Raw genomic sequence first — 20,976 nt, 5'->3', positions numbered from 1 at the left:
TGATCGCGACGCCCTACGAAGACCTGCTCCGCGACGTGATGGAGAACGGCACGCACCGGCCGGACCGCACCGGAACCGGGACGCGCAGCGTCTTCGGTCGTCAACTCCGCTACGACCTGTCCCAGGGCTTCCCCCTCATCACCACCAAGCGGGTGCACATGAAGTCCATCGCGTACGAGCTGCTGTGGTTCCTGCGCGGCGATTCCAACGTCCGGTGGCTGCAGGACAACGGCGTCACCATCTGGGACGAGTGGGCCTCGCCGGAGGGGGAACTCGGCCCCGTCTACGGCGTGCAGTGGCGCAGCTGGCCCACCCCGAACGGCGAGCACATCGACCAGATCAGCAAGGCGATCGAGACGCTGCGCACCAACCCGTCCAGCCGTCGCAACATCGTCTCCGCCTGGAACGTCGCCGAGATCGAGAACATGGCGCTGCCGCCCTGCCACGCGTTCTTCCAGTTCTACGCGGCCGACGGCAAGCTGAGCTGTCAGCTCTACCAGCGCAGCGCCGACCTCTTCCTCGGCGTGCCGTTCAACATCGCCAGCTACGCCCTCCTCACCCACATGGTCGCGGCCCAGGTGGGCCTCGAACCCGGCGACTTCGTCTGGACCGGCGGCGACTGCCACATCTACGACAACCACGTCGACCAGGTCACCGAGCAGCTCAGTCGTGAGCCGTACCCGTACCCGCGGCTCGAGCTCGCCGAGCGGCCCAGCATCTTCGACTACGAGTACGAGGACATCACCGTGCACGACTACGTGCACCACCCCGCGATCAAGGCGCCGGTGGCCGTCTGATGATCGGGATGATCTGGGCGCAGGCCCGCGGGGGAGTGATCGGCGCCGAGGGCGGGATCCCCTGGCACATCCCCGAGGACCTGGCCTTCTTCCGCAAGACCACCGCCGGCAGTGCGGTACTCATGGGCCGGCGCACCTGGGACTCACTGCCGGCACGGTTCCGCCCGCTCCCGGGGCGCACGAACATCGTGGTCACACGGGACCGGTTGTGGCAGGCCGACGGTGCCGTGGTCCAGCACGACCCCGCGCTCCCGGGCGGCGACGTCTGGGTGATCGGCGGCGGCGAGATCTACGCCGCGGCATTGCCGTTCGCCGACCTGCTCGCCGTGACCGAGGTGGACGCCGACATCGAGGGCGACACCCGCGCACCGTCGATCCCCGGGGACTTCACCCTGGAGGACGACGCCCCCTGGCGCGAGTCCTCGTCGGGCCTGCGTTACCGGCACCTGACCTACCGGCGCAAGCGCTAGCCAATAGCAACTTTCCTGGGCCGGGTGGGTAGCCTTAGCGCTTATGAGTGCGACCCCGGCGACCACAACGCCCACGACCCCCTTCGGCGCGATCTCCGTGGCGATGGTGACCCCGTTCAAGGCGGACGGCACGCTGGACCTCGAGGCCGGGCAGAAGCTGGCGTCGCACCTCGCCGACCAGGGCTGCGACGGCCTCATCGTCGCGGGCACCACCGGCGAGTCGCCGACCACCCAGCCGTGGGAGAAGATCCAGTTCCTCAAGGCGATCCTCGAGGCCGTCGGCGACCGCGTGAAGATCACGGCCGGCGTCGGCACCTACGACACCGATGAGTCCGCCGTCTTCGCGCGCGACGCCGCCGAGGCGGGCGCGCACGGCCTGCTCGTCGTGACCCCGTACTACTCGCGGCCCCCGCAGGCCGGGCTGTTGGCGCACTTCACGACGGTGGCCGACGCCACCGACCTGCCCGTGCTGCTCTACGACATCCCGCCGCGCTCCGTGGTCGCGATCGAGACCGACACGCTGCGCAGGCTCGCCGAGCACGAGAACATCATCGGCGTGAAGGACGCGAAGGGCGACCTCGGCGCCGGAGCCCGGCTCATCGCCGAGACCGACCTGCAGTTCCTCTCCGGCGACGACCCGCTGAACCTGCCCTGGCTCTCCGTCGGCGCGCTCGGCTTCGTCTCCGTCATCGGGCACGTCGTCGCGCCGCAGCTGCGCGCGATGCGGGACGCCTACTTCGCGGGCGACGTCGCCCGCGCCAAGGACATCAACGCCTCCCTCGGGCCCGTCTACGAGGCCATGGCCGGCCTCGGCGGCGTGACCTTCTCGAAGGCGGCACTGGCCCTGCAGGGCCTGGATATGGGCGTGCCGCGACTGCCGCAGGTCGCGCCCACCGGTGAACAGCGCGACCGGCTCGCAGCGCTACTGACCCAAGCGGGGGTGCTCTAAACAATGACCGACGGTGCAGCAGGCGGAGGCCGACGGGGCCGCAAGGTCACCCGACAGGCGGGACCACCTGCCGAGCCCAAACCGGTGATCTCCACCTCGGCGGCGCGGGTCGTCGTGGAGGACGAGGCCCCGGCGGCGCAGCCCACCCAGCAGGCGGCAGCGCCCGCGAAGACCGAGGCGACGCAGCAGCCCCAGAAGTCCTCGCCGAAGGGCGGCGGTGGACGCCGCGGCGGCGGACGGCGCGGAGACCGGCAGAAGGCACCGTCGGCCCCTCTGGAGCGGCTGGGCGCCCCGCCCAAGCTGCCCAAGGGCGGCATGCGCATCGTCGCGCTCGGCGGCATCAAGGAGATCGGTCGCAACATGACCGTCTTCGAGTACGGCGGCAAGCTGCTCGTCGTCGACTGCGGTGTGCTCTTCCCCGAGGACCAGCAGCCCGGCGTCGACCTGATCCTCCCGGACTTCCGGTACATCGAGGACCGCATCAAGGACGTCGAGGCGATCGTCCTCACCCACGGCCACGAGGACCACATCGGCGCCGTGCCCTTCCTCCTGCGCCTGCGGCCCGACATCCCCGTCGTCGGGGCGAAGTTCACCCTCGCCCTGGTCAAGGCCAAGTGCGATGAGCACCGGCTGCGCCCCAAGCTGATCGAGGTGCGCGAGGGCGAGTCGACCGACCACGGCCCGTTCGAGTGCGAGTACTTCGCCGTGAACCACTCCATCCCCGACGCGATCGCCGTGGCGATCCACGCCGGCGGCCAGGTGGCGCTGCACACCGGTGACATCAAGCTCGACCAGCTGCCGCTGGACGGCCGCCTCACGGACCTCGCCGGCTTCTCCCGCCTCGGCGACGCGGGTGTCGACCTGTTCCTCGTCGACTCGACCAACGCCGAGGTCCCGGGCTTCGTGACCCCGGAGCGGGAGATCGGCCCCGTGCTGGACAACGTGATCGGCCGGGCCAAGGGCCGCGTGATCGTGGCGTCCTTCGCCTCGCACGTGCACCGCATCCAGCAGATCGCCGAGGTCGCGATGGCGCACAATCGGCGGATCACCTTCGTCGGCCGGTCGATGGTGCGGAACATGGCGCTCGCACAGGAACTCGGCTACATGCACCTGCCCGAGGGCGTCGAGGTGGACCTCGACACCGCGGCCTCGCTGCCGGACGACCGCGTCGTGCTCATCTCCACCGGCTCACAGGGCGAGCCCCTGGCCGCGCTCTCGCGCATGGCCCGCGGCGAGCACCGCAACATCACCATCTCGCCGAACGACCTCGTCGTGCTGGCGAGCTCGCTCATCCCGGGCAACGAGAACTCGGTGTTCGCGGTGGTCAACGGGCTGTCCAAGCTGGGCGCCAAGGTGATCACGCAGCAGAGCGCCAAGGTGCACGTCTCCGGCCACGCCAGCGCCGGCGAGCTGCTCTACCTGTACAACGCGGTGCGCCCCCGCAACGCCATGCCGGTCCACGGCGAGTGGCGCCACCTGCGCGCCAACGCCGCGCTGGCCGAGGCGACCGGCGTGCCGAAGGATCGGATCATGCTCGCCGAGGACGGCGTCGTCGTGGACCTCGTCGACGGTGTCGCGAAGATCGTGGGGCAGGTGCCCGTCGGCCACGTCTACGTCGACGGCACCTCCGTGGGCGACGTCGGCGAGTCGACGCTGTCGGACCGCCTCGTCCTGGGCGAGGGCGGCTTCATCGCCATCACCGTCGCGATCGACGAGGACGGCAACGCCGTCAGCAAGCCCGAGGTCTCCGGTCGCGGCTTCTCCGACGACCCGACCGCGCTCAAGGAGGCGGAGCAGCTCGTCGAGGACGTGCTCGCCGACCTGGCGGCCGAGGGGGTCAAGGAGGCGCACCGCATCGCGCAGGGGGTCCGACGGGCCGTCGGCCGCTGGGTCGACAAGGCGTACCGGCGCCGGCCGATGATCGTGCCCACCGTCATCGTGGTGGGGGAGTAGCGGTCACCGCGGCCGGGGCGCGTCAGGGCTGACGCTCGACCTTCGCGACCTGGGAGCGCAGCGTCTGCCAGAACACATCGGAATCCGCGGCGCCGTCCTTCTTCCCTTCGGCCTCGACGATGACCGTCACGCCGCGGACGTCGACCCACGCCTGCAGCGTGTTCCGGCCGACCGCCATGATGAAGGGCTTGAGCCGCGCGAGATCGTCCGGCGCGGCGAGGATCGTCGGACGGTCCGCCGCGTCGACGTCGGCGCGGCAGGCCTCGGTCGCCGCGCTGCGGGCCGCGGTGACCGGCCTGCTGAGGACCGAGGCTTCGAGCTCCGTCGTGCCGTGGACGGCCTCCGCCTCCACGATCTCGGTACCCTCCATGGCGCGCGCGAGGGCGGCGAGTCCGGCGCCGCACGGCGAATCGGCCGGCGAGCCCTCGGGGAGGCCGTCGGGTGCGGTCAGCGTCTCGCGCTCGACCTTGTAACCAGTACTGCCTCCGGGGAATTCGTGGGCGGCGAGCACTGCCTGCTGCGGCACTACGGGTGCCGCCTGCGCCCCGGCCGGTAGGGAGATGATGGCCGCGGCAGCTGCCGAACCTGCGACCCAGCGTCGTGCGTTCATGTGTGCACCTCCGAAGACGGATCCGCTCGTGGGCCGGAGCCTAGCGGAGTATCCGGTACGGGGGAGCGGAGTCAGCGAGCCCGCTCGACCTTGGCGACCTGCGCGCGGAGGAGCTGCCAAAAGGTCGCGGCGTCAGCCGGCTCCTGAGAGCCCGCGACGGAGACGGCGATGGACATGCCTCGCACATCCACGACGGCCTGGAGGAGCCGCCCATCCCGGGTGCGCGTGACGTACGGCGCCAACCGCACGAGGTCCGGTGGCGGGGCCACCTCCGACGCGGGAACGACGCCGGGGTCGGCGTTGCAGGACGTGATCACGTCGCGCGCGACCGCCACGGCGGGGCGATCCGATACTTCGACGCGCAGCGTATCGCCGGCCCGCCTCGCCGTCGCCTCGGTACTCGTGGACCCGGCGAGCGCGACATCCGCTCGCCGGCCCGCGCGATCGCACGCCGTATCCGGGACGGTAGCCGAGGGAACCCGAGCGGTCGCCGTGCGCACGGCGTACCCGGAACTTCCTGCAGGCATCTCGTGCTCGGTGAGGACCGCCCGCGACGTGGGCACCGGCGAGGCCTGGGCCGCGGCGGGAAACGCGGCGAGGAGCGCTGCGATGACGGCCGTCGCCGCGGACCGGCGCGCGGTCACGGTTGCCGCTCGACCTTGGCGACCTGTGCGCGGAGGGTCTGCCAGAAGGCGTCGGTGTCGACGGCGGAGCCGACGGTCGCCGAGGTGATGACGTTGACGGAGATGCCGCGGACGTCGACCCAGCCCTGGATCTCATCCTCATCGCGGAAGAGGAACGGGTTCAGCCGCGCCAGGTCGGCGGGTGCGGCGAGGATCGTCGAGCGACTCCTGGGTGGGAGGCTCGCCTCACAGGTCGGGAATCCCTCGGCCATGAACCGCGCCATCGGCCGGCTGACGATGGTCGCGTTGATCTTGGTGCCTCCGCGTCGGGCGTTGGCATCGCTGACCCGCGCGCCGCTGAGGTGCTGGAACATCGCGTCGAGGAACCGGCCGCACGCAGTGGCGGGGCGCGAGTCCGCCTGCGGCCGGTCGAACTGCCCGAGGGTCTCGGTCTCCACCTGGTACCCCGACGAGCCGAGGGGGAACTCGTGCGCCGCGAGGACGGCCCGAGCGGTGTTCACCGGTGCGGCGTGCGCGAATGCGGGGACGAACAACGACACCGCGGCGACCGGGACCAGCGCGGCGGCGAGACGTCGCGCGATCACGGCTGACGCTCCACCTTGGCGACCTGTGCGCGGAGCACCTGCCAGAACGTGTCGGCATCGAGTGTCTTACCCCGTGGGCTGGACGCGACGACTCCGACGTTGACCCCGCGCACGTCGACCATCGCCTCCATACGCTGAGAATTGCTGCGACGGACGGTCGGATTGACCCGCGCCAGGTCCGCCGGCGGCGCGATCTTGGGGCCGGCCTTGGTGCAGGCCAACGTCGCAGCTTCGAACTGTGCAGCGACGGGGCGATCGATGATCGAGGCGGTGAAGAGCGTGTCGCCTCGCCAGGCTTCGACCTCGATGGCAGAGGCGCCTGCGACGGCCGCGTCCAGCTCAGCGGCCCTCGCGTCGCAGGGAGTGCGTGCCGTCTGTGGCCGAGCGGCGGGCAACCTCCCTATCGGGAACGCCTTGTAGTCCTTGCTGCCCGCAGGGAATTCGTGCGCAGCGAGGACTGCCTGCGCCGGGACGACGGGCGAGGCCTGCGCAACCGCGGGCAGGCCGACGGAGGCGAGCACGGCCACCGTCGCCCCGGCCAGCAGGCCGCCCGGACGCATCAGCGCGCCGCCTCGATCTTCTGGATCTGCGCGCGGAAGACCTGCCAGAAGCGGGCGGAGTTGGCCGGGGTCTCGCTGAGCCCGCGCACGTAGACGTTCACCGTGTAGCCGTTGACGTCGGCCGCACCCTCGATGGCACCGGCCCGCTCGTCCTCGCCGTAGGTGATGACGGCGGGGTTGTACCGGGTCAGATCACCGGGGACCGGAATCTCCGCGATCCGGCCCGAGCACGCCTGCGCGACCCCGCGCCAGAGCGCACCCTGGGCGGGCGAGATGACGCCGGCCGTCATGAACGAGTATCCGTTGCGGGCCGAGGCGGCGGCGGACTGGGCGTTCGCGGTCGCGCCGTTCAGGCGGTTCGCCGCGTCCTTGCACTGCTGCGGGGCGGAGGGCTTGATGGAGACCGCTTCGCCGCCCAGTTGGCCGGTGCGGTAATCGACCGACCCGGCGGGGAACTGCGCCTGGGTGAGGACCAGGGCCTTGGACACGGGGGCGGCGGACGCCGCGGGCGCGGCGAGCGTCGAGCCCGCCGCCACGGCGGCGAGGAGCGCGGTGGCCGAGGCGAGGCGCGTGCGGCGGGACGTCGACATTGAGTTCGCAATCATGCGGTGAAGTATAGGACACTTCGTCTTGATTTCAGTACGAGGTTCGCGAGCGCGAGAGTGCCGTGCGGCACACCGCCCGGCAGCACTAGGGTGGCCGGTGTGAAGCCTGCTCGGAGTGAACGCGCCGCCCTCGTCGAAGCGGCGCGCGCCGCCGGCCCCGACGCCCCGACGCTCTGCGGCGACTGGACCGTGCGGGAACTCCTCGCGCACCTGATCCTCCGCGAGGGGCGCCCCGACGCGATGGCGGGCATCCTCGTTCGTCCGCTCGCCGGTTATACGGAGAAGGTTCAGGCGCAGATCGCCGCCCGCCCGTTCGAGGATCTGCTCGAGACCGTGGCGGGCGGCCCGCCGCGGTTCTCGCCGCTACGGCTCGTCGACGAGCAGGCGAATCTCGGCGAGTACTTCGTGCACACCGAGGACATCCGGCGAGCCGCGACGGGGTGGACGCCACGGGTGCTCGACAAGCGGGTCGAACGCGGGCTGCACGACGTGGTCGGGCGGATCGCGCGGGTGACGATGCGCGGCGCGCCGCTGCGGATCAGCCTGACGACGGAGGAGGGCACCGTCGCGACCGTCGGGCGCGGGCCGGAGGTGGCGGTGATCGGTGCGATCGGCGAGGTCACGATGTGGGCCTTCGGTCGGGACGAGGCGCTGGTCACGTTCGAGGGCGCCGACGGCGACATCGACCTCCTCGGTGCCGTGGTCCGCTCGCTCTGACGACCCGCCGCAGGTCCTGCTGTTACAAGTGTGGCACTTGATACTGATGGGGTTAATGTCGATAGACTGCCCCCATGGCATCGAAGACCACCACCCGCGCGCGCGGCACCGCGAGCTCCCGTTCCGGGGGTACGCGGTCCAGCCGCGCCGCGAGCCCGACGCGCAGCCGACAGGCCGCCCCGCGCAGCCGCGCCAAGCAGGGCGCCGCGGCCCCCAAGGGCGCATCGCGCGGCGGTGGGGGAGTGGCCCGCGGCCTCGGCGCCGGATGGAAACTGCTGGCCAAGGGGGTCGGTGGTGCCGTCCGGACCGGGCGCCACGCCGACGAGGCCGAGACCGCACCCGCGACCGGTGAGGTCGCCCCGCCGAAGCCGACCCACTCGCGCGACGGTCTCGCGCTCGCGCTCTTCGCCGTCGCGATCATCCTCGGTGCAGCCGTCTACTTCGATGCAGGCGGGCCCGTGGGGTCCTTCTTCTCGACGGGGGTGCGCGCGGTCGTCGGCTGGTTCGCGGTCCTCGTCCCGCCGCTGGCCATCGCGCTCGGTGTGATCATGATGCGGCGGCCCGACAATCCGTCGGCGCACGTGCGCCATCGCGTCGGCACCGCCCTCATCGTCCTGCCGTTCCTCGGGCTGCTGCACATCGCGTCCGGAGGGCCGTCGACGTTCGACGACCGCGCGGCGGCGGGCGGCTACCTCGGGTACGTCGTCGGCGGCCCGCTCACCGACGGTTTCACCCCCTGGATCTCCGTGCCGCTGCTCGTCCTCGTCGCGGCGTTCGGCCTGCTCCTGGTGAGTGGCATGACCGTGCGCGAGATCGTCGACCGGCTCAAGTTCTACTTCGGCGTCGACATGAAGGAGCAGTACGGCGACGCCGAGGAGCCCTGGGACCAGGCCTCCGACGACGACCTCGATTCACCGTTCGCGGCTTTCGATGCGGGCCGCGGCGACACCGCGACCCGTGCCCTGACCCCGTACGGCGACCCGTACGACAACTACCCGGCCGACCCCGAGCCGCCGAAGCGCGGGCGCCGCCGCAAGGCCGCCCCCGAGGCCGACCCGGCACCGTCGGACGAGGTGACCGCGCCGATCACGCCCGAGCCGGCACCGTCGGAGGAGCCCACCGTCGAGGTGCCCCCCGCCCCTAAGCCGCGCCGCACCGCGGTGGTCAAGGACCACACGCCGCCGCCGGCCCCGAAGGCGACCGAGTTCACGGTCGCGCGGACCATCGACAGCGAGGACTACGTCCTCCCGCCCGCCGACCTGCTGATCGAGGGCGAGCCGGCCAAGGCGGGGACCAGTGCGAACGACGCCATGATCGACGCGATCAGCGGGGTCATGGAGCAGTTCAAGATCGATGCGGCGGTCACCGGCTACACCCGCGGCCCGACGGTCACGCGGTACGAACTCGAGCTCGGCCCCGGCGTCAAGGTCGAGAAGGTCACCCAGCTGCACCGCAACATCTCGTACGCGGTGGCGACCGACAACGTCCGGCTGCTCGCGCCGATCCCCGGCAAGTCCGCCGTGGGCATCGAGGTGCCCAACACCGACCGTGAGATGGTCCGCCTGGCCGACGTGCTGGCCGCGGACAACACGCGCAGGGACACGCACCCCCTGGTGATCGGCCTCGGCAAGGACATCGAGGGCGAGATGGTCAACGCCAACCTCGCCAAGATGCCCCACCTGCTGGTCGCCGGTTCCACGGGCTCCGGCAAGTCGAGCTTCGTCAACTCGATGCTCGTCTCCCTGCTCGCGCGCGCCACCCCCGATGAGGTCCGGATGATCCTCATCGACCCGAAGATGGTCGAGCTGACGCCCTACGAGGGCATCCCGCACCTCATCACGCCCATCATCACCGACCCGAAGAAGGCCGCGGCCGCGCTGGCCTGGCTGGTCGAGGAGATGGAGCAGCGCTACAAGGACATGCAGGCCTCGCGCGTGCGGCACATCGACGACTTCAACCGCAAGGTCAAGTCGGGCGAGATCACCACGCCGCTCGGCAGCGAGCGCGAGTACCGGCCGTACCCGTACATCGTCGCCATCGTCGACGAGCTCGCGGACCTCATGATGACCGCACCGCGCGACGTCGAGGAGGCGATCGTCCGGATCACGCAGAAGGCACGCGCCGCCGGCATCCACCTGGTGCTCGCGACGCAGCGTCCGTCGGTCGACGTCGTCACCGGCCTCATCAAGACCAACGTCCCGTCGCGGCTGGCCTTCGCGACCAGCTCCCTGACGGACTCCCGGGTCATCCTCGACCAGCCGGGTGCCGAGAAGCTGATCGGCATGGGCGACGCGCTCTTCCTGCCGATGGGCGGCAAGACCACCCGCATGCAGGGCGCGTTCATCACCGACGAGGAGATCGGCTCCGTCGTCGACTTCGTGCGCAATCAGGCCGAGCCCGACTACGCCAACGGCGTCACCGAGACCAAGGTCGAGAAGAAGGACGTCGACCCGGATATCGGCGACGACCTCGACGTCTTCCTGCAGGCCGTCGAGCTGGTGGTGTCCTCGCAGTTCGGGTCGACCTCGATGTTGCAGCGCAAGCTGCGGGTGGGCTTCGCGAAGGCCGGCCGCCTCATGGACCTCATGGAGACCCGCGACATCGTCGGGCCGTCGGAGGGGTCCAAGGCGCGCGACGTGCTCGTCACGCCCGACGAGCTGCCCGGACTGCTCATGGTGCTGCGCGGCGGCGACGCTCCACAGGAAGCCGACGAAGCGGACTTCTGATACAGTCCTGTGTGCATGTGTGAGGGGAGTATCCCGCTCGCGGCGTGAACGTCAACACGGTGGATCCACATCCACCCGGGCGCGCCGGACCCGCTGGACGGGTCGGGAGAGACCTCCGGATCTGTACCGGAGGTGTATGCAATGCAGGTTTCTGCCGTCGTCTGGATCGTCTCGATCCTGGTCGTGCTCGGGCTCTTCGTCTTCGACTTCTTCAGCCACGTCCGCACGCCGCACGAACCCTCGCTCAAGGAATCCGGCTTCTGGTCGGCGGTCTACATCGGCATCGCGATCCTGTTCGGCATCGGCGTGTGGGTGGTGTCGGGGCCGCAGTACGGCGGTGAGTTCTTCGCCGGCTTCGTGACGGAGAAGGCGCTGTCGGTCGACAATCTCTTCGTCTTCGTCATCATCATGGCGAAGTTCGCGGTGCCCCGGATCTACCAGCAGAAGGTGCTGCTGATCGGCATCGTCATGGCGCTCGTGATGCGCGCCGGCTTCATCGCCGTCGGCGCCGCCGCGATCTCCGCGTACTCGTGGGTGTTCTACATCTTCGGCGCGTTCCTGCTGTACACCGCGATCAAGCTGGTCAAGGAGGCCTCGTCGCCCGAGGGGCCGGTCGAGGACGAGAAGGAGCGCGAGGGTCGCGTCGCCGCGCTGTTCAAGCGGATCGTCCCGACCACCGAGCAGTACGACGGCGACAAGCTGGTCACCCGGGTCGACGGCAAGAAGGTAGCCACTCCGCTGCTGCTGGCGCTGGTCGTCATCGGCTTCACCGACGTCCTGTTCGCGCTCGACTCGATCCCCGCGATCTACGGCCTGACGCAGGAGCCCTACCTCGTGTTCATGGCGAACGCCTTCGCGCTCATGGGCCTGCGCCAGCTGTACTTCCTCATCGGCGGCCTGCTCGACCGCCTCGTGTATCTGTCGTTCGGCCTGTCGGTCGTCCTCGGCTTCATCGGCGTGAAGCTGGTGCTGCACGCCCTGCACGAGAACACGCTGCCCTTCATCAACGGCGGTGAGCACGTCGCGGTGCCGGAGATCTCGACCGGCCTCTCGCTGTCGGTGATCCTGGGCGTCCTCGTGGTCACGACCGTCGCCTCGCTGATCAAGTCCAAGCGCGACGGCCAGAAGGCGCTCGTCGACGGGAGCGACCGCCACAAGTCCGAGTAGCAGTCAGGCCGGCCTGACACCCACCGCCACGGTGGCCTGCCGCTCGTCGTCGACCTCGATGTGCGTCTCGAGGCCGACGGCGCGCAGGGCGGCCACGGTGTACGTGGCCTGCTGGCGACCGGTCTCGATGAGCACCCGGCCGCCGGGGCGGAGCCAGTGCGGTGCGTCCATCGCGATCCGGCGATGCAGGGTCAGGCCGTCCGGGCCGCCGTCGAGCGCGCGGTGCGGCTCGTTGTCGCGCGCCTCCGGCGGCATGGTCCGGATCGCCGCGGTGGGCACGTAGGGCGCGTTGGCCGCGATCACGTCGACCGTGCCGCGGAGCGCGGTCGGGAGCGGCTGGAACAGGTCGCCGACGAGGACCGTCGCCTCCGGAGCGTTGCGTGCGGCGTACTCGGCGGCGACGCGGTCGATGTCGGCGGCGTACGCCTTCGCCGCCGCGGCGGTCGCCGCGATCGGCCCTGCGCCGCAGCACAGCTCCACGAGGACACCGCGTCCATCGGCGAGCTCCGACAGCAGTTCCGTGCGGCGGCGCGGCACGAACACGCCGGGGCCCACGGCCAGTCGGCGACCGCGGAACTCCGCCCAGCCGAGCAGGTGCTCCAGCGGCTCGCCGGCGCAGCGCCGCCGGACGAGGGCCTCGAGTTCGGGCCCGGACGCCGCCTCCTGGAGCAGCTCGGCCTCGCGTTCGGCGAAGGCGCACCCGGCCGCCCGCAGCTCACCGATCACGTTCACCGGAGGAGTCAATCACGGTTGGCCGTGATTCACCACACTCACGACACCCCGGTGCGGGCTGGTTCACAGTGCGCGAATCGCCGTGCGGTCAGGTGAATTCCGGAAAAGGCCGAGGGTGTCACCGGTGCCGGAGCGTTGCCCAGCGTGTTGGGCGCGACGGTGACGATGCCGACGGAACTCCAGGACTCGGAACCGGCGCATCGGACCACGCCGTGGGGGCCGGGGTTCACGGTCGAAACCGTAGCGCGCAGAGCCGCCGGTTCCGCCTACCGATAGGCTGACCGGCGTGAGTGCAACGGACGGAGTGCAGCCCGCGAGCACACCTGTCTCGAACGTCAACGTCGCGAACGGGTTGACGGTGCTCCGGATCGTACTCGTCCCCGTGTTCCTCGCGGCGCTGTTCGTCGACGGCGGGCACTCGACCACGTGGCGGTGGGTCGCCTTCGCGATCTTCGCCGCGGCGATGGTCACGGACCGGGTCGACGGCCAGATCGCGCGCCGCTACGGCTTGATCACCGACTTCGGCAAGCTCATGGACCCGATCGCCGACAAAGCGCTCACCGGCGCGGCCTTCGTCGGCCTCTCCGTTCTCGGCGACCTGCCGTGGTGGGTCACGCTGGTGATCCTCGCCCGCGAGTTCGGCATCACCGCCTTCCGGTTCGCCGTGATCCGCGACGGCGTGATCCCGGCCAGCCGCGGCGGGAAGCTCAAGACGCTCCTGCAGACCATCGCGATCGGCCTCTACCTGATGCCGCTCCCCGGGTGGATGGACGTTCCCAGCCACGTGGTCATGGGTGCGGCCGTCGTGGTCACGGTCGCGACGGGCGTCGACTACCTGCTGAGCTGGTGGCGTGGACGGAAGTGACGCCGCCCGCCTCGTAGCCGCCCTCACCGCGCGCGGCGAGACCGTCGCGTCCGCCGAGTCCCTCACCGCCGGCCTGTTCGCCGCCACCGTCGCCGACGTCCCGGGCGCCAGTGCCGTGCTGCGCGGCGGACTCATCGTCTACGCGACCGACCTCAAGGCGAGCCTGGCCGGCGTCCCGTCGGAGGAGCTGGCGCGCAACGGCCCCGTCCACCCCGACACCGCCCGCGCCCTCGCCGAGGGTGCGCGGGCGCGATGCGGCGCGGACTGGGGCATCGGCCTCACGGGGGTCGCCGGGCCCACGGAACAGGACGGCGTGCCCGTCGGCACCGTCCACCTGGGGATCTCCGGGCCGGCCGGCACCACCGTCACCACCCTGCGGCTCGACGGTGACCGCGCGACGGTCCGTCGCGGCGCTGTCGAGGCCGCCCTGCACGAGCTCCTGGTGCGGGTTTCGGCGAATCGGGAACCATCTGCGCCCGCCCCGCGTTGACTGGACAGTAACCAACACGGAGGTGAGCATGGCTCTACTGCTTCGCGAGGCGATCGGCGAGAACCTGCGTAAGACGCGCGTCCGCCAGAGCCGCACCCTGCGCGACGTGTCCTCGGCGGCCCAGGTCAGCCTCGGCTACCTGTCGGAGGTCGAGCGCGGCCAGAAGGAGGCGTCCAGCGAACTGCTGGCCGCGATCTGCGGTGCGCTCGCCGTCGACGTGGCCGACGTCGTCGCCCAGGCCAGCGTCTCGCTGCGGCCGATCCCGACCATGGTGATCCCTGCGCCGGCGCTCGCCGTCGCCTGACCCTGAGACGACCCGTCCGCGGATTCGGGGATTTCCCCCGAACCCGCGGACCAGGGCGGCGCGACGGGGTCCTTTCCCGATAGATTGGTAAGCACGAGTCCGGCGGTCGCCGGGCGGCCGGACGCGGATCCGGATTTGGACGTATCGAGGCGGAGGAGAACTGACGATGGCTAACCCGTTCGTCAAGGGGTGGCGCTACCTGATGGCGCTGTTCAATTCGAAGATCGACGAGAACGCCGATCCGAAGGTGCAGATCCAGCAGGCGATCGAGGACGCGCAGCGCCAGCACCAGGCGCTCTCGCAGCAGGCCGCCGCGGTCATCGGCAACCAGCGTCAGCTCGAGATGAAGCTGAACCGCCAGCTCGCCGAGGTGGAGAAGCTCTCCGCCAACACCCGCCAGGCCGTCCAGCTCGCCGATCAGGCCACCGCCGCCGGTGATGTCGCCAAGGCCACCGAGTACACCAACGCCGCCGAGGCCTTCGCCGCGCAGCTGGTGACCGCGGAGCAGAGCGTCGAGGACCTCAAGGGGCTGCACGACCAGTCGCTGCAGGCCGCGGGCCAGGCCAAGCGCGCGGTCGAGCAGAACGCCATGCAGCTGCAGCAGAAGCTCGCCGAGCGCACCAAGCTGCTGAGCCAGCTCGAGCAGGCCAAGATGCAGGAGCAGGTCTCCGCATCCCTCAACCAGATGGGCCAGCTCGCCGCGCCCGGCAACACCCCGAACCTCGATGAGGTCCGCGAGAAGATCGAGCGCCGCTACGCCAACGCCCTCGGCTCCACCGAGCTGGCGCAGAACTCGGTGCAGGGCCGCATGATGGAGGTCCAGCAGGCCACCGTCCAGATGGCCGGTCACTCGCGCCTCGAGCAGATCCGCGCGTCGATGCAGGCCAACGGCCAGATCAAGGGCGCCCCGGCGGCGCCGCAGGCCGCACCCGCCCCGCAGACCCCGCAGCAGGCGCCGAACCCGAACCTGCAGAAGCCCTGAGAACCGAGGAACCATGACCGACCAGCGAGGCCGCTACCGCACCGATTTCTCGGCGGTGGCGGCCTCGGCTGGTCGCATGGCCGCCTCTGCGATCACCGCGGCGTCCACCGCGATGGAGACCGCCGCCCGCGCCGCCGACGAAGCGCGCGACAAGGCCGCCCGGCGGCGCGATCCGAAGGTCGCGCATCAGCGGTCGATCACCCAGGCCCGGTACGCCGTGAACAGCTGGGCCGCCACCACCTCCACCTCCGCGGTCGTCGCCGTCGGGGGATTCGCCGCGGCCGCGCCCGTCGTGGGCGGGACCGCCACCGCGGTGACCGCCCTCGTCGCGGTGCCGGCCGGCTACGCCGTTCGCAAGCTCCGGCGCCTGCGCCGCACCCCGCCGCCGCCGCGCACCTATGCGCGCCGCACCGTGCCCGGGCGTTCCTCGGCCCTCCACGACTCGGTGCGGGCCCTCGCCGACGCCGAGCAGGAGTTCCTGGCCCTGATGTCCGTGCTCACGCGGTCCGGCGCCCTGCCGCCCGATGCGCTCAGCGAACTCGACGACGACGCCGAGGCCTCGGCCGACGCGATCGTGTCCTACGCCGAGCAGCTGGGCGACCTCGAGCGGGTCGTCGCCGGCGGCGGGAGTTCGGCCGCGTACCTGCGCGAGACCTTCGAGGAGGGGCTCAGCAGCCTCGACGAGGGCGTCGAGGCGTACCGGGAGATGGTCCGGTCCGCGGCGACGACGGTCGCCGCCGCCCGCCGGTCCCTCGGTTCGCCCGCCCGGTTCGACGAACTCAGCACCGCGACGCCGCGCCTGCGGGAGACCGCCGAGCGGCTGCGCGCCTGGGCCTACGGCATCGCCGCGCTGCCGCCGGTGCCCGATCCCCACAGCTGGTGACCCGCTCTCGGGGTTAACCCCCAATTCTCCCTGAAACCGCAGTTCAGAGCGTGACTTCCGGGTTCTCGCCGGGGCAGTATGGAAGACGAAAGACCTTCACGACACACTCCCCGAAAGGTGCACCGCAATGTTCTGGAAGATCCTCGGCGCCATCGTCGTCATCTGGCTCGCCCTGATGGTGGCCTCGGCGATCATCAAATCCCTGTTCCCGCTCGCGGTCATCGCGCTCGTCGTGATCGGTATCGTCACGGTGGTCAAGTGGCTGAGCTCGGGGAAGAAGACCCCGAGCACGTTCTAGCGGGCCGCCCCGCGCACGCCCCCGCGGGTGTGCCCACGGCTCACGAAGGAGTGCGGGTGTGCGCGTAGCGATCGTCGCGGGATCCGAGGCCGGGCATGCACTGCCCGGCCTCGCGCTCGCTCTCCGTCTCACCGGCGCCGGCCACCGGCCCGTCGTCTTCACCGGTAGGCAGTGGTCCGCGGTCGGCGAGCGTTACGGCATCGATACCCGCGAGCTTCCCGGCCTCGCCGCCCGGCCCGGCGACGACGACGGCGACGCCGGAGCCAAGATCCACGGCCGCGCCGCCTACATCGCGACCCGCGTCCTCCCCGCGATCGAGTCCTTCGCCGCCGACCTCGTCGTCGCCGACATCCTGACCCCCGGCGGCGGGATGGCCGCCGAGCTCCTGGGAGTCCCCTGGCTGGAACTGAGCCCGCATCCGCTGTATCTGCCCTCGAAGGGGCTCCCACCGATCGGCTCCGGCCTGGCGCCCGCACAGACCCCGCGCGACCTGCTCCGCGACGCCGTGCTCCGCGCATTCACGGCCCGCGACATCCGCAGTGGCCGCCGCCAACGCGCGGCCGCCCGCGTCGGGATCGGACTGCCGCCGCGCGACGGCGGACCCGCCGGTCGGCTCGTGGCCACCATCCCCGCTCTCGAGCTCCCACGCCCCGACTGGCCGGCGCGGACGCACCTCGTCGGCCCCCTCACTCTCGAGCCGACCGACGACCCGTGTCCCGTCCCCGACGGTGCCGGCCCGCTCGTCATGGTGGCGCCGTCGACCGCGGCGACGGGGGAGCAGAACCTGGCCGCCATCGCCGTCGACGGGGTGCGCGGCACCGGCGTGCGGCTCGCGGTGAGCGGCCTGAACCCGCCGGAGTTCGACGAGCCCTGGGTCGCCAGCGGCTTCGGCCGGCAGGACGAGCTCGTCGCGCGCGCCGACGCCGTGATCTGCGGCGGAGGACACGGCATGCTCACCAAGGCGCTCACCGCCGGTAGACCGGTCGTCGTCGTTCCCGGCGGCGGCGATCAGTGGGAGCTCGCCAACCGCGTCGCGCGGCAGGGGAGCGGCGTGCTCGTGCGGCCCGCCACCGCCGAGGCGATCCGCGACGGTGTGCGCCGCGTCCTCGACGACCCGTCGTACGCCCGCGCCGCGCGGTCCGCCGCCGCCGGGGCGCACCGCGTCGCGGACCCCGTGCTGGTCTGCGAGGCCTATCGGTAACCTGGTGCCGTGCGCCTCACCGACTTCCGCGAACTGCTCTACGCCGAGTTCGGCGCCCTCCGCGGCGACACCCTGATGCGCGACCACCGGCTCACCGAATTCGGCGCCACCGGCGATCAGGCCATCGAGTCCGGCGTCGACCCGCGGGACGTGTGGCGGGCCCTCTGCGTGGAATTCGATGTTCCGAGGTCCCGCTGGTAGTCACTCCTGGGGCGTCGGCCCCGGCGACCACAGCCCGGACCGCGTGACCTCGGACCGGCCCTGCTGCGCCGCCGGCGCGTCGACGTAGGGCACGTACCGCTCCAGCGCGCCCCACTCCCGGCCCCAATCGTGGTTGAGGTACGTGGGCACCGTCTGCGCCTTGGCGAGCAGCAACGCCCACCCCAGCGGCCCGCCCGCATCGCCGCCCTGCCACGTCGTGGTCGCCGCGGCCGCGAGGTCGCGCTCCGGGAGGATGCGCCACTTCGGCTGCTCCGCGACGCCGCCGTTCTCGCGCCACTGCCGTTGGCAGGGGAAGCCGATCCCGGCGCCCCAGTCCACGAGCGTCGGGTCGTCGCCCAGCAGTTCCTGCAGCGTCTCGAGCTTGGGGGCGCGCGGCGGCGTGTACGCCACCCAGGTGCTCTCCGACGGTGCGGTGACCGTCGCGCGCACGCGGACGGCGGTGGCACCGGCGGGGACCGCTTCCGCCGGGACGCGGAGGTTGCGCCACGCCGGCGCGGGGCCGATGTCGATCGGGGTGACCACGCCGTTCGGGGTGATCGTCCCCTCGCCGGAGCCGAATTCGAGCTGCAGGTCGCCGGGGCCGAACCGGCCCGCGACGCTGATCGTCAGCAGTCGGTCGATCCCGCCCGCGGGCAGCGCGTACCAACTGGAGATCGCGCGCGCGGAGTGCTGCGGGCCCGTCTGCCGGCTTCCGACCATCGGCACGCGGGCGGGGTCCAGCCCGAACGGCAGTGCCGCGGTCGAGCCGTTGATGCCGGGCGCGTCGAGCGTGCCGCCGCCCGTGCCGCCCGTGTTCGACGGGGTGTTGTCCGCGTCGCCGGTGCGCACCAGGTCCGCGGCGCCGCGCGACGACGAACTGAAGCTGGGGGCGATGCCGTTCGGCGTGAAGTTCGCGTTGAGCTCGCCGACGAGCGGGTCGGGCGCGGTGCCGATCGGCGCGAGCACACCCGCCGTGGCGTCGCGTTCGACGAGCACCTCGTCGGCCATGCCGCACGGCTGACCGGCGAGCGAACGCAGGTTCTGCTGCCCGTAGGAGTAGGCGGGCCGCTGGATCATGATCGACGCGACGTTGGTGGCACCGATCATCGCGATGATCAGCGTCGCGACCAGGGTGATCGGCGTCGCGACGCCGGGCAGCCGGCCTGCGATCGCGGGGACGGGCGGCACCCAGCCCGTCACGTGCACCACCAGCGCGGCGAGGAGCAGCACCACGGTGGCCGCACCGAAGACGGTCGCGATCTTCACACCCGCGACCGCGGGGTCCGCGCCGCCCCACGGGATACCGAAGTTGCCCGGGTAGAACCAGCCGTTGGTCGACTCGAACGCGAGGGTCGCGCAGCCCGCGACGGCCGCGAGCGCCAGCAGGCGGAACTGGGGCCGTCGGATCGAGCGGGGCCCGATCGCGACCACGGCGATCGCGGCGACCATCGCGCCGAGCGTCGCGAAGGCGCCGAAATGGTGGGTCCACTTCGTCGGGTTGAAAGCCATGACCAGCAGCGAAACGCCGATGGCCGCGACCACGCGCCGCGCCGGTCCGGTGGCGACCCCGGGGATCCGGCGGCGCCACAGCAGCAGCGTCGTCACGATCGCGGCGCCCAGGAACAGCGCGAGCATCGCGAACCGTCGGGCCACCGAGCCGTTGGGGTTCTGCTGGAAGAGGGCCTCGTACCGGATGATCTCGCGGTGCCACGGCTCGCTCGGCCCGACGTCGCCGAGCAGCTTCGTGGATTGCAGCATCTCCACGAGGCCGTGATCGGCGAAGACGAGGAACAGCACGGAGGCGCCCGCGGCACCCAGCGTGAGCAGTGTCGCGGCGTAGCCGTTGGCCCGCACGTGCGCGACGACGGCCCGCCACAGCGGCGCGGCCGCGACGAGGAAGACGACGAAAGCGAAGCTGCCCGTCGGGGCGGCGGAGACGGTCAGGCCGGCCACGACGAGGCCGACGCCCGCGGGGGCCAGGCGGCGGGTGGCGACGCTCCGCTCGACCAGGCACCAGGTGACGACGGTGCCGACCGCGACGATGGGCTCCGGGCGCAGGCCGGGGTTGTAGGTGAGCCAGAACAGCGTGAACACGGCCGCCATGGCCCACAGCGCCCGCGAGTAGTCCCCTGCGGAGCGCCGCTTGTCCAGGCCCAGGCGCGGAAGCACCTCGCGGGAGAGCAGGAACCACGCCAGGATCCCGGAGAGCAGCGCGGGCAGCCGCAGCCACGGGCTCGACACGCTGAGGTCCGCCATCCACGAGACCACGTAGAACGGCATGCCGAAGGGCGCGTACGGGGCGTCGTAGTACCGGAAGACCTCGGGCATGTAGCCGGAGTGCGGCGCGGCCTTGATCATCCCGAGGATGTAGCCGTCGTCGGAGGTGGGCGCCCCGACGATGTGCCAGGCCAACAGGCTCCCGACGACCGCGACATCGGCGAGGCGCACCTGCCGCCAGCTGCGGGGGAACAGCCGACCGCGGCGCCGCCCGTCGGCACGGTCGAGGAGCGCCAGCGCGAGCAGGGAGACGACGACGCAGGCCACCCCGACGAGGATCGCGATGCCCTTGAGCACCGACGGGGAGGAGGTGTAGCGGGAGTCGACGTCGATGGTGAGCTTCGGTGTCGGGCCCTGCAGGTCGGCGGGCAGATCGGAGAACACCCCGACCACCTGGGGCCGGAGGTCGCCGCGGACGTCGCCCTGGCCGGAGATGCCGGTGGCGGCGGCGAACGCGTGGTCGGCGTCGACCGCGATCCGCAGTTCGCCGCACCGTGCCAGGTCGGCGCGCGGGACGTGGTGCACCAGCGCGCCGCGGGAGCGGACCGTCAGGGCCTCGCCGTCGACGGTGACGTACAGCCCGGCCGTGCGCGCCCGGTCCCCGGCGGGCGGGGGCGTCGTGGCCGCGAGCACCGTCTGCCTGTCCGACGGTGCCGCCGCTGCGACCGAGCAGGGGATCGTCGCATCCACCTCCAGCGGCTTGTACATCGTGAGCGGCGCGGTGACCGGTGCGAGCGATCCGGACTGCGGCCAGTCGATCGTCACGGCGGTCTGCTTGATCGGCAGCAGCGGCGTCGCGAGGGCGAGCACCAGGCCGATCAGGCCGGCGACGACGGCGGCGATCCGGGCGATTCGGAGGTTCACGATCAGTCAGGGTATCGGCCCGGACCGGCGGGTCCGGTCGGCGCGCGGCGAGTCGCCCGAGACAGCTGTGAATTATGTCGTATCTGCGGCTATGCTG

22 protein-coding genes are annotated in these 20,976 nt (G+C 71.6%); 15 read left to right on the top strand and 7 right to left on the bottom strand.

Features of this window, described 5'->3' with window-relative positions; translation table 11 throughout:
* Window positions 1-38 precede the first annotated feature (38 nt).
* Genes ELY19_RS21490 through ELY19_RS21475 form a run of 4 tightly spaced genes read left to right on the top strand, consistent with a single transcriptional unit; the run spans window position 39 to window position 4,169 of the window.
* A complete protein-coding gene (locus ELY19_RS21490) occupies window positions 39-797 on the top strand; it encodes a thymidylate synthase (protein ID WP_232015649.1) in 759 nt (252 codons plus the stop codon).
* Window positions 797-1,267: a dihydrofolate reductase gene (locus ELY19_RS21485; protein WP_126198296.1), complete on the top strand. Its 471-nt coding sequence runs from the start codon at window positions 797-799 to the stop codon at window positions 1,265-1,267. The genes ELY19_RS21490 and ELY19_RS21485 overlap by 1 nt, the downstream gene beginning before the upstream one ends.
* Before the next feature lie 43 nt (window positions 1,268-1,310).
* Window positions 1,311-2,216: a 4-hydroxy-tetrahydrodipicolinate synthase gene (gene dapA / locus ELY19_RS21480; protein ID WP_126198295.1), complete on the top strand. Its 906-nt coding sequence runs from the start codon at window positions 1,311-1,313 to the stop codon at window positions 2,214-2,216.
* A 3-nt stretch (window positions 2,217-2,219) separates the two neighbouring features.
* Window positions 2,220-4,169 (top strand): ribonuclease J, encoded by a 1,950-nt coding sequence (locus tag ELY19_RS21475; protein ID WP_126198294.1) that lies wholly within the window; start codon window positions 2,220-2,222, stop codon window positions 4,167-4,169.
* Window positions 4,170-4,191: 22 nt separating this feature from the next.
* Here ELY19_RS21475 and ELY19_RS21470 read toward each other — a convergent pair whose 3' ends face one another.
* From ELY19_RS21470 to ELY19_RS21450, 5 genes are all read right to left on the bottom strand, one after another.
* Complete coding sequence (locus tag ELY19_RS21470; protein WP_126198293.1) at window positions 4,192-4,779, bottom strand: hypothetical protein; 588 nt, start codon at window positions 4,777-4,779, stop codon at window positions 4,192-4,194.
* 71 nt (window positions 4,780-4,850) lie between these two features.
* A complete protein-coding gene (locus tag ELY19_RS21465; protein ID WP_126198292.1) occupies window positions 4,851-5,423 on the bottom strand; it encodes a hypothetical protein in 573 nt (190 codons plus the stop codon).
* On the bottom strand, window positions 5,420-6,007 hold the full coding sequence (locus tag ELY19_RS21460) for a hypothetical protein (protein ID WP_126198291.1): 588 nt from the start codon (window positions 6,005-6,007) through the stop codon (window positions 5,420-5,422). The genes ELY19_RS21465 and ELY19_RS21460 overlap by 4 nt, the downstream gene beginning before the upstream one ends.
* On the bottom strand, window positions 6,004-6,567 hold the full coding sequence (locus ELY19_RS21455; protein WP_126198290.1) for a hypothetical protein: 564 nt from the start codon (window positions 6,565-6,567) through the stop codon (window positions 6,004-6,006). The genes ELY19_RS21460 and ELY19_RS21455 overlap by 4 nt, the downstream gene beginning before the upstream one ends.
* Window positions 6,567-7,172: a hypothetical protein gene (locus tag ELY19_RS21450; RefSeq protein ID WP_126198289.1), complete on the bottom strand. Its 606-nt coding sequence runs from the start codon at window positions 7,170-7,172 to the stop codon at window positions 6,567-6,569. The genes ELY19_RS21455 and ELY19_RS21450 overlap by 1 nt, the downstream gene beginning before the upstream one ends.
* Before the next feature lie 99 nt (window positions 7,173-7,271).
* Between ELY19_RS21450 and ELY19_RS21445 the strand changes: the two genes are divergently transcribed.
* The 3 genes from ELY19_RS21445 to ELY19_RS21435 all read left to right on the top strand — a co-directional run bounded on the left by ELY19_RS21445 (window position 7,272) and on the right by ELY19_RS21435 (window position 11,782).
* Window positions 7,272-7,889: a TIGR03085 family metal-binding protein gene (locus tag ELY19_RS21445; RefSeq protein WP_126198288.1), complete on the top strand. Its 618-nt coding sequence runs from the start codon at window positions 7,272-7,274 to the stop codon at window positions 7,887-7,889.
* A gap of 74 nt (window positions 7,890-7,963) precedes the next feature.
* The gene (locus ELY19_RS21440) at window positions 7,964-10,615 is read left to right on the top strand and encodes an FtsK/SpoIIIE family DNA translocase (protein ID WP_126198287.1); all 2,652 of its coding nucleotides are present in this window, start codon (window positions 7,964-7,966) and stop codon (window positions 10,613-10,615) included.
* Between the two features lie 141 nt (window positions 10,616-10,756).
* Window positions 10,757-11,782: a TerC family protein gene (locus ELY19_RS21435; protein WP_126198286.1), complete on the top strand. Its 1,026-nt coding sequence runs from the start codon at window positions 10,757-10,759 to the stop codon at window positions 11,780-11,782.
* Between the two features lie 3 nt (window positions 11,783-11,785).
* Here ELY19_RS21435 and ELY19_RS21430 read toward each other — a convergent pair whose 3' ends face one another.
* Entirely contained in the window at window positions 11,786-12,514 is a 729-nt protein-coding gene (locus ELY19_RS21430; protein ID WP_126198285.1) for a putative protein N(5)-glutamine methyltransferase, read from the bottom strand.
* Between the two features lie 286 nt (window positions 12,515-12,800).
* Here ELY19_RS21430 and pgsA point away from each other — a divergent pair, with 286 nt between their 5' ends.
* The 8 genes from pgsA (at window position 12,801) to ELY19_RS21395 (ending at window position 17,738) form a co-directional block, all read left to right on the top strand.
* The gene (pgsA, locus tag ELY19_RS21425; protein WP_227967014.1) at window positions 12,801-13,379 is read left to right on the top strand and encodes a CDP-diacylglycerol--glycerol-3-phosphate 3-phosphatidyltransferase; all 579 of its coding nucleotides are present in this window, start codon (window positions 12,801-12,803) and stop codon (window positions 13,377-13,379) included.
* A complete protein-coding gene (locus tag ELY19_RS21420) occupies window positions 13,366-13,869 on the top strand; it encodes a CinA family protein (RefSeq protein WP_126198284.1) in 504 nt (167 codons plus the stop codon). The genes pgsA and ELY19_RS21420 overlap by 14 nt, the downstream gene beginning before the upstream one ends.
* 28 nt (window positions 13,870-13,897) lie before the next feature.
* Complete coding sequence (locus ELY19_RS21415; RefSeq protein ID WP_126198283.1) at window positions 13,898-14,173, top strand: helix-turn-helix domain-containing protein; 276 nt, start codon at window positions 13,898-13,900, stop codon at window positions 14,171-14,173.
* 166 nt (window positions 14,174-14,339) lie between these two features.
* On the top strand, window positions 14,340-15,155 hold the full coding sequence (locus ELY19_RS21410) for a PspA/IM30 family protein (protein WP_126198282.1): 816 nt from the start codon (window positions 14,340-14,342) through the stop codon (window positions 15,153-15,155).
* Window positions 15,156-15,168: 13 nt separating this feature from the next.
* A complete protein-coding gene (pspM, locus tag ELY19_RS21405) occupies window positions 15,169-16,038 on the top strand; it encodes a phage shock envelope stress response protein PspM (RefSeq protein WP_126198281.1) in 870 nt (289 codons plus the stop codon).
* A 127-nt stretch (window positions 16,039-16,165) separates the two neighbouring features.
* Window positions 16,166-16,336 (top strand): hypothetical protein, encoded by a 171-nt coding sequence (locus tag ELY19_RS23580; protein WP_164711677.1) that lies wholly within the window; start codon window positions 16,166-16,168, stop codon window positions 16,334-16,336.
* Between the two features lie 58 nt (window positions 16,337-16,394).
* Complete coding sequence (locus ELY19_RS21400; protein ID WP_126198280.1) at window positions 16,395-17,537, top strand: glycosyltransferase; 1,143 nt, start codon at window positions 16,395-16,397, stop codon at window positions 17,535-17,537.
* A 9-nt stretch (window positions 17,538-17,546) separates the two neighbouring features.
* Window positions 17,547-17,738 carry a DUF3046 domain-containing protein gene (locus ELY19_RS21395; RefSeq protein WP_126198279.1) on the top strand — a complete coding sequence of 64 codons (192 nt, stop codon included), beginning with the start codon at window positions 17,547-17,549 and terminating at the stop codon, window positions 17,736-17,738.
* Here ELY19_RS21395 and ELY19_RS21390 read toward each other — a convergent pair whose 3' ends face one another.
* A complete protein-coding gene (locus tag ELY19_RS21390; protein WP_126198278.1) occupies window positions 17,739-20,879 on the bottom strand; it encodes an arabinosyltransferase domain-containing protein in 3,141 nt (1,046 codons plus the stop codon).
* Window positions 20,880-20,976 lie beyond the last annotated feature (97 nt).

It is taken from the genome of Tsukamurella paurometabola (genome assembly GCF_900631615.1).
Classification (GTDB): Bacteria; Actinomycetota; Actinomycetes; order Mycobacteriales; family Mycobacteriaceae; genus Tsukamurella; species Tsukamurella paurometabola_A.
Note: the sequence above shows the minus strand (reverse complement) of the source record. Positions and strands in the feature narration are given on the sequence as shown.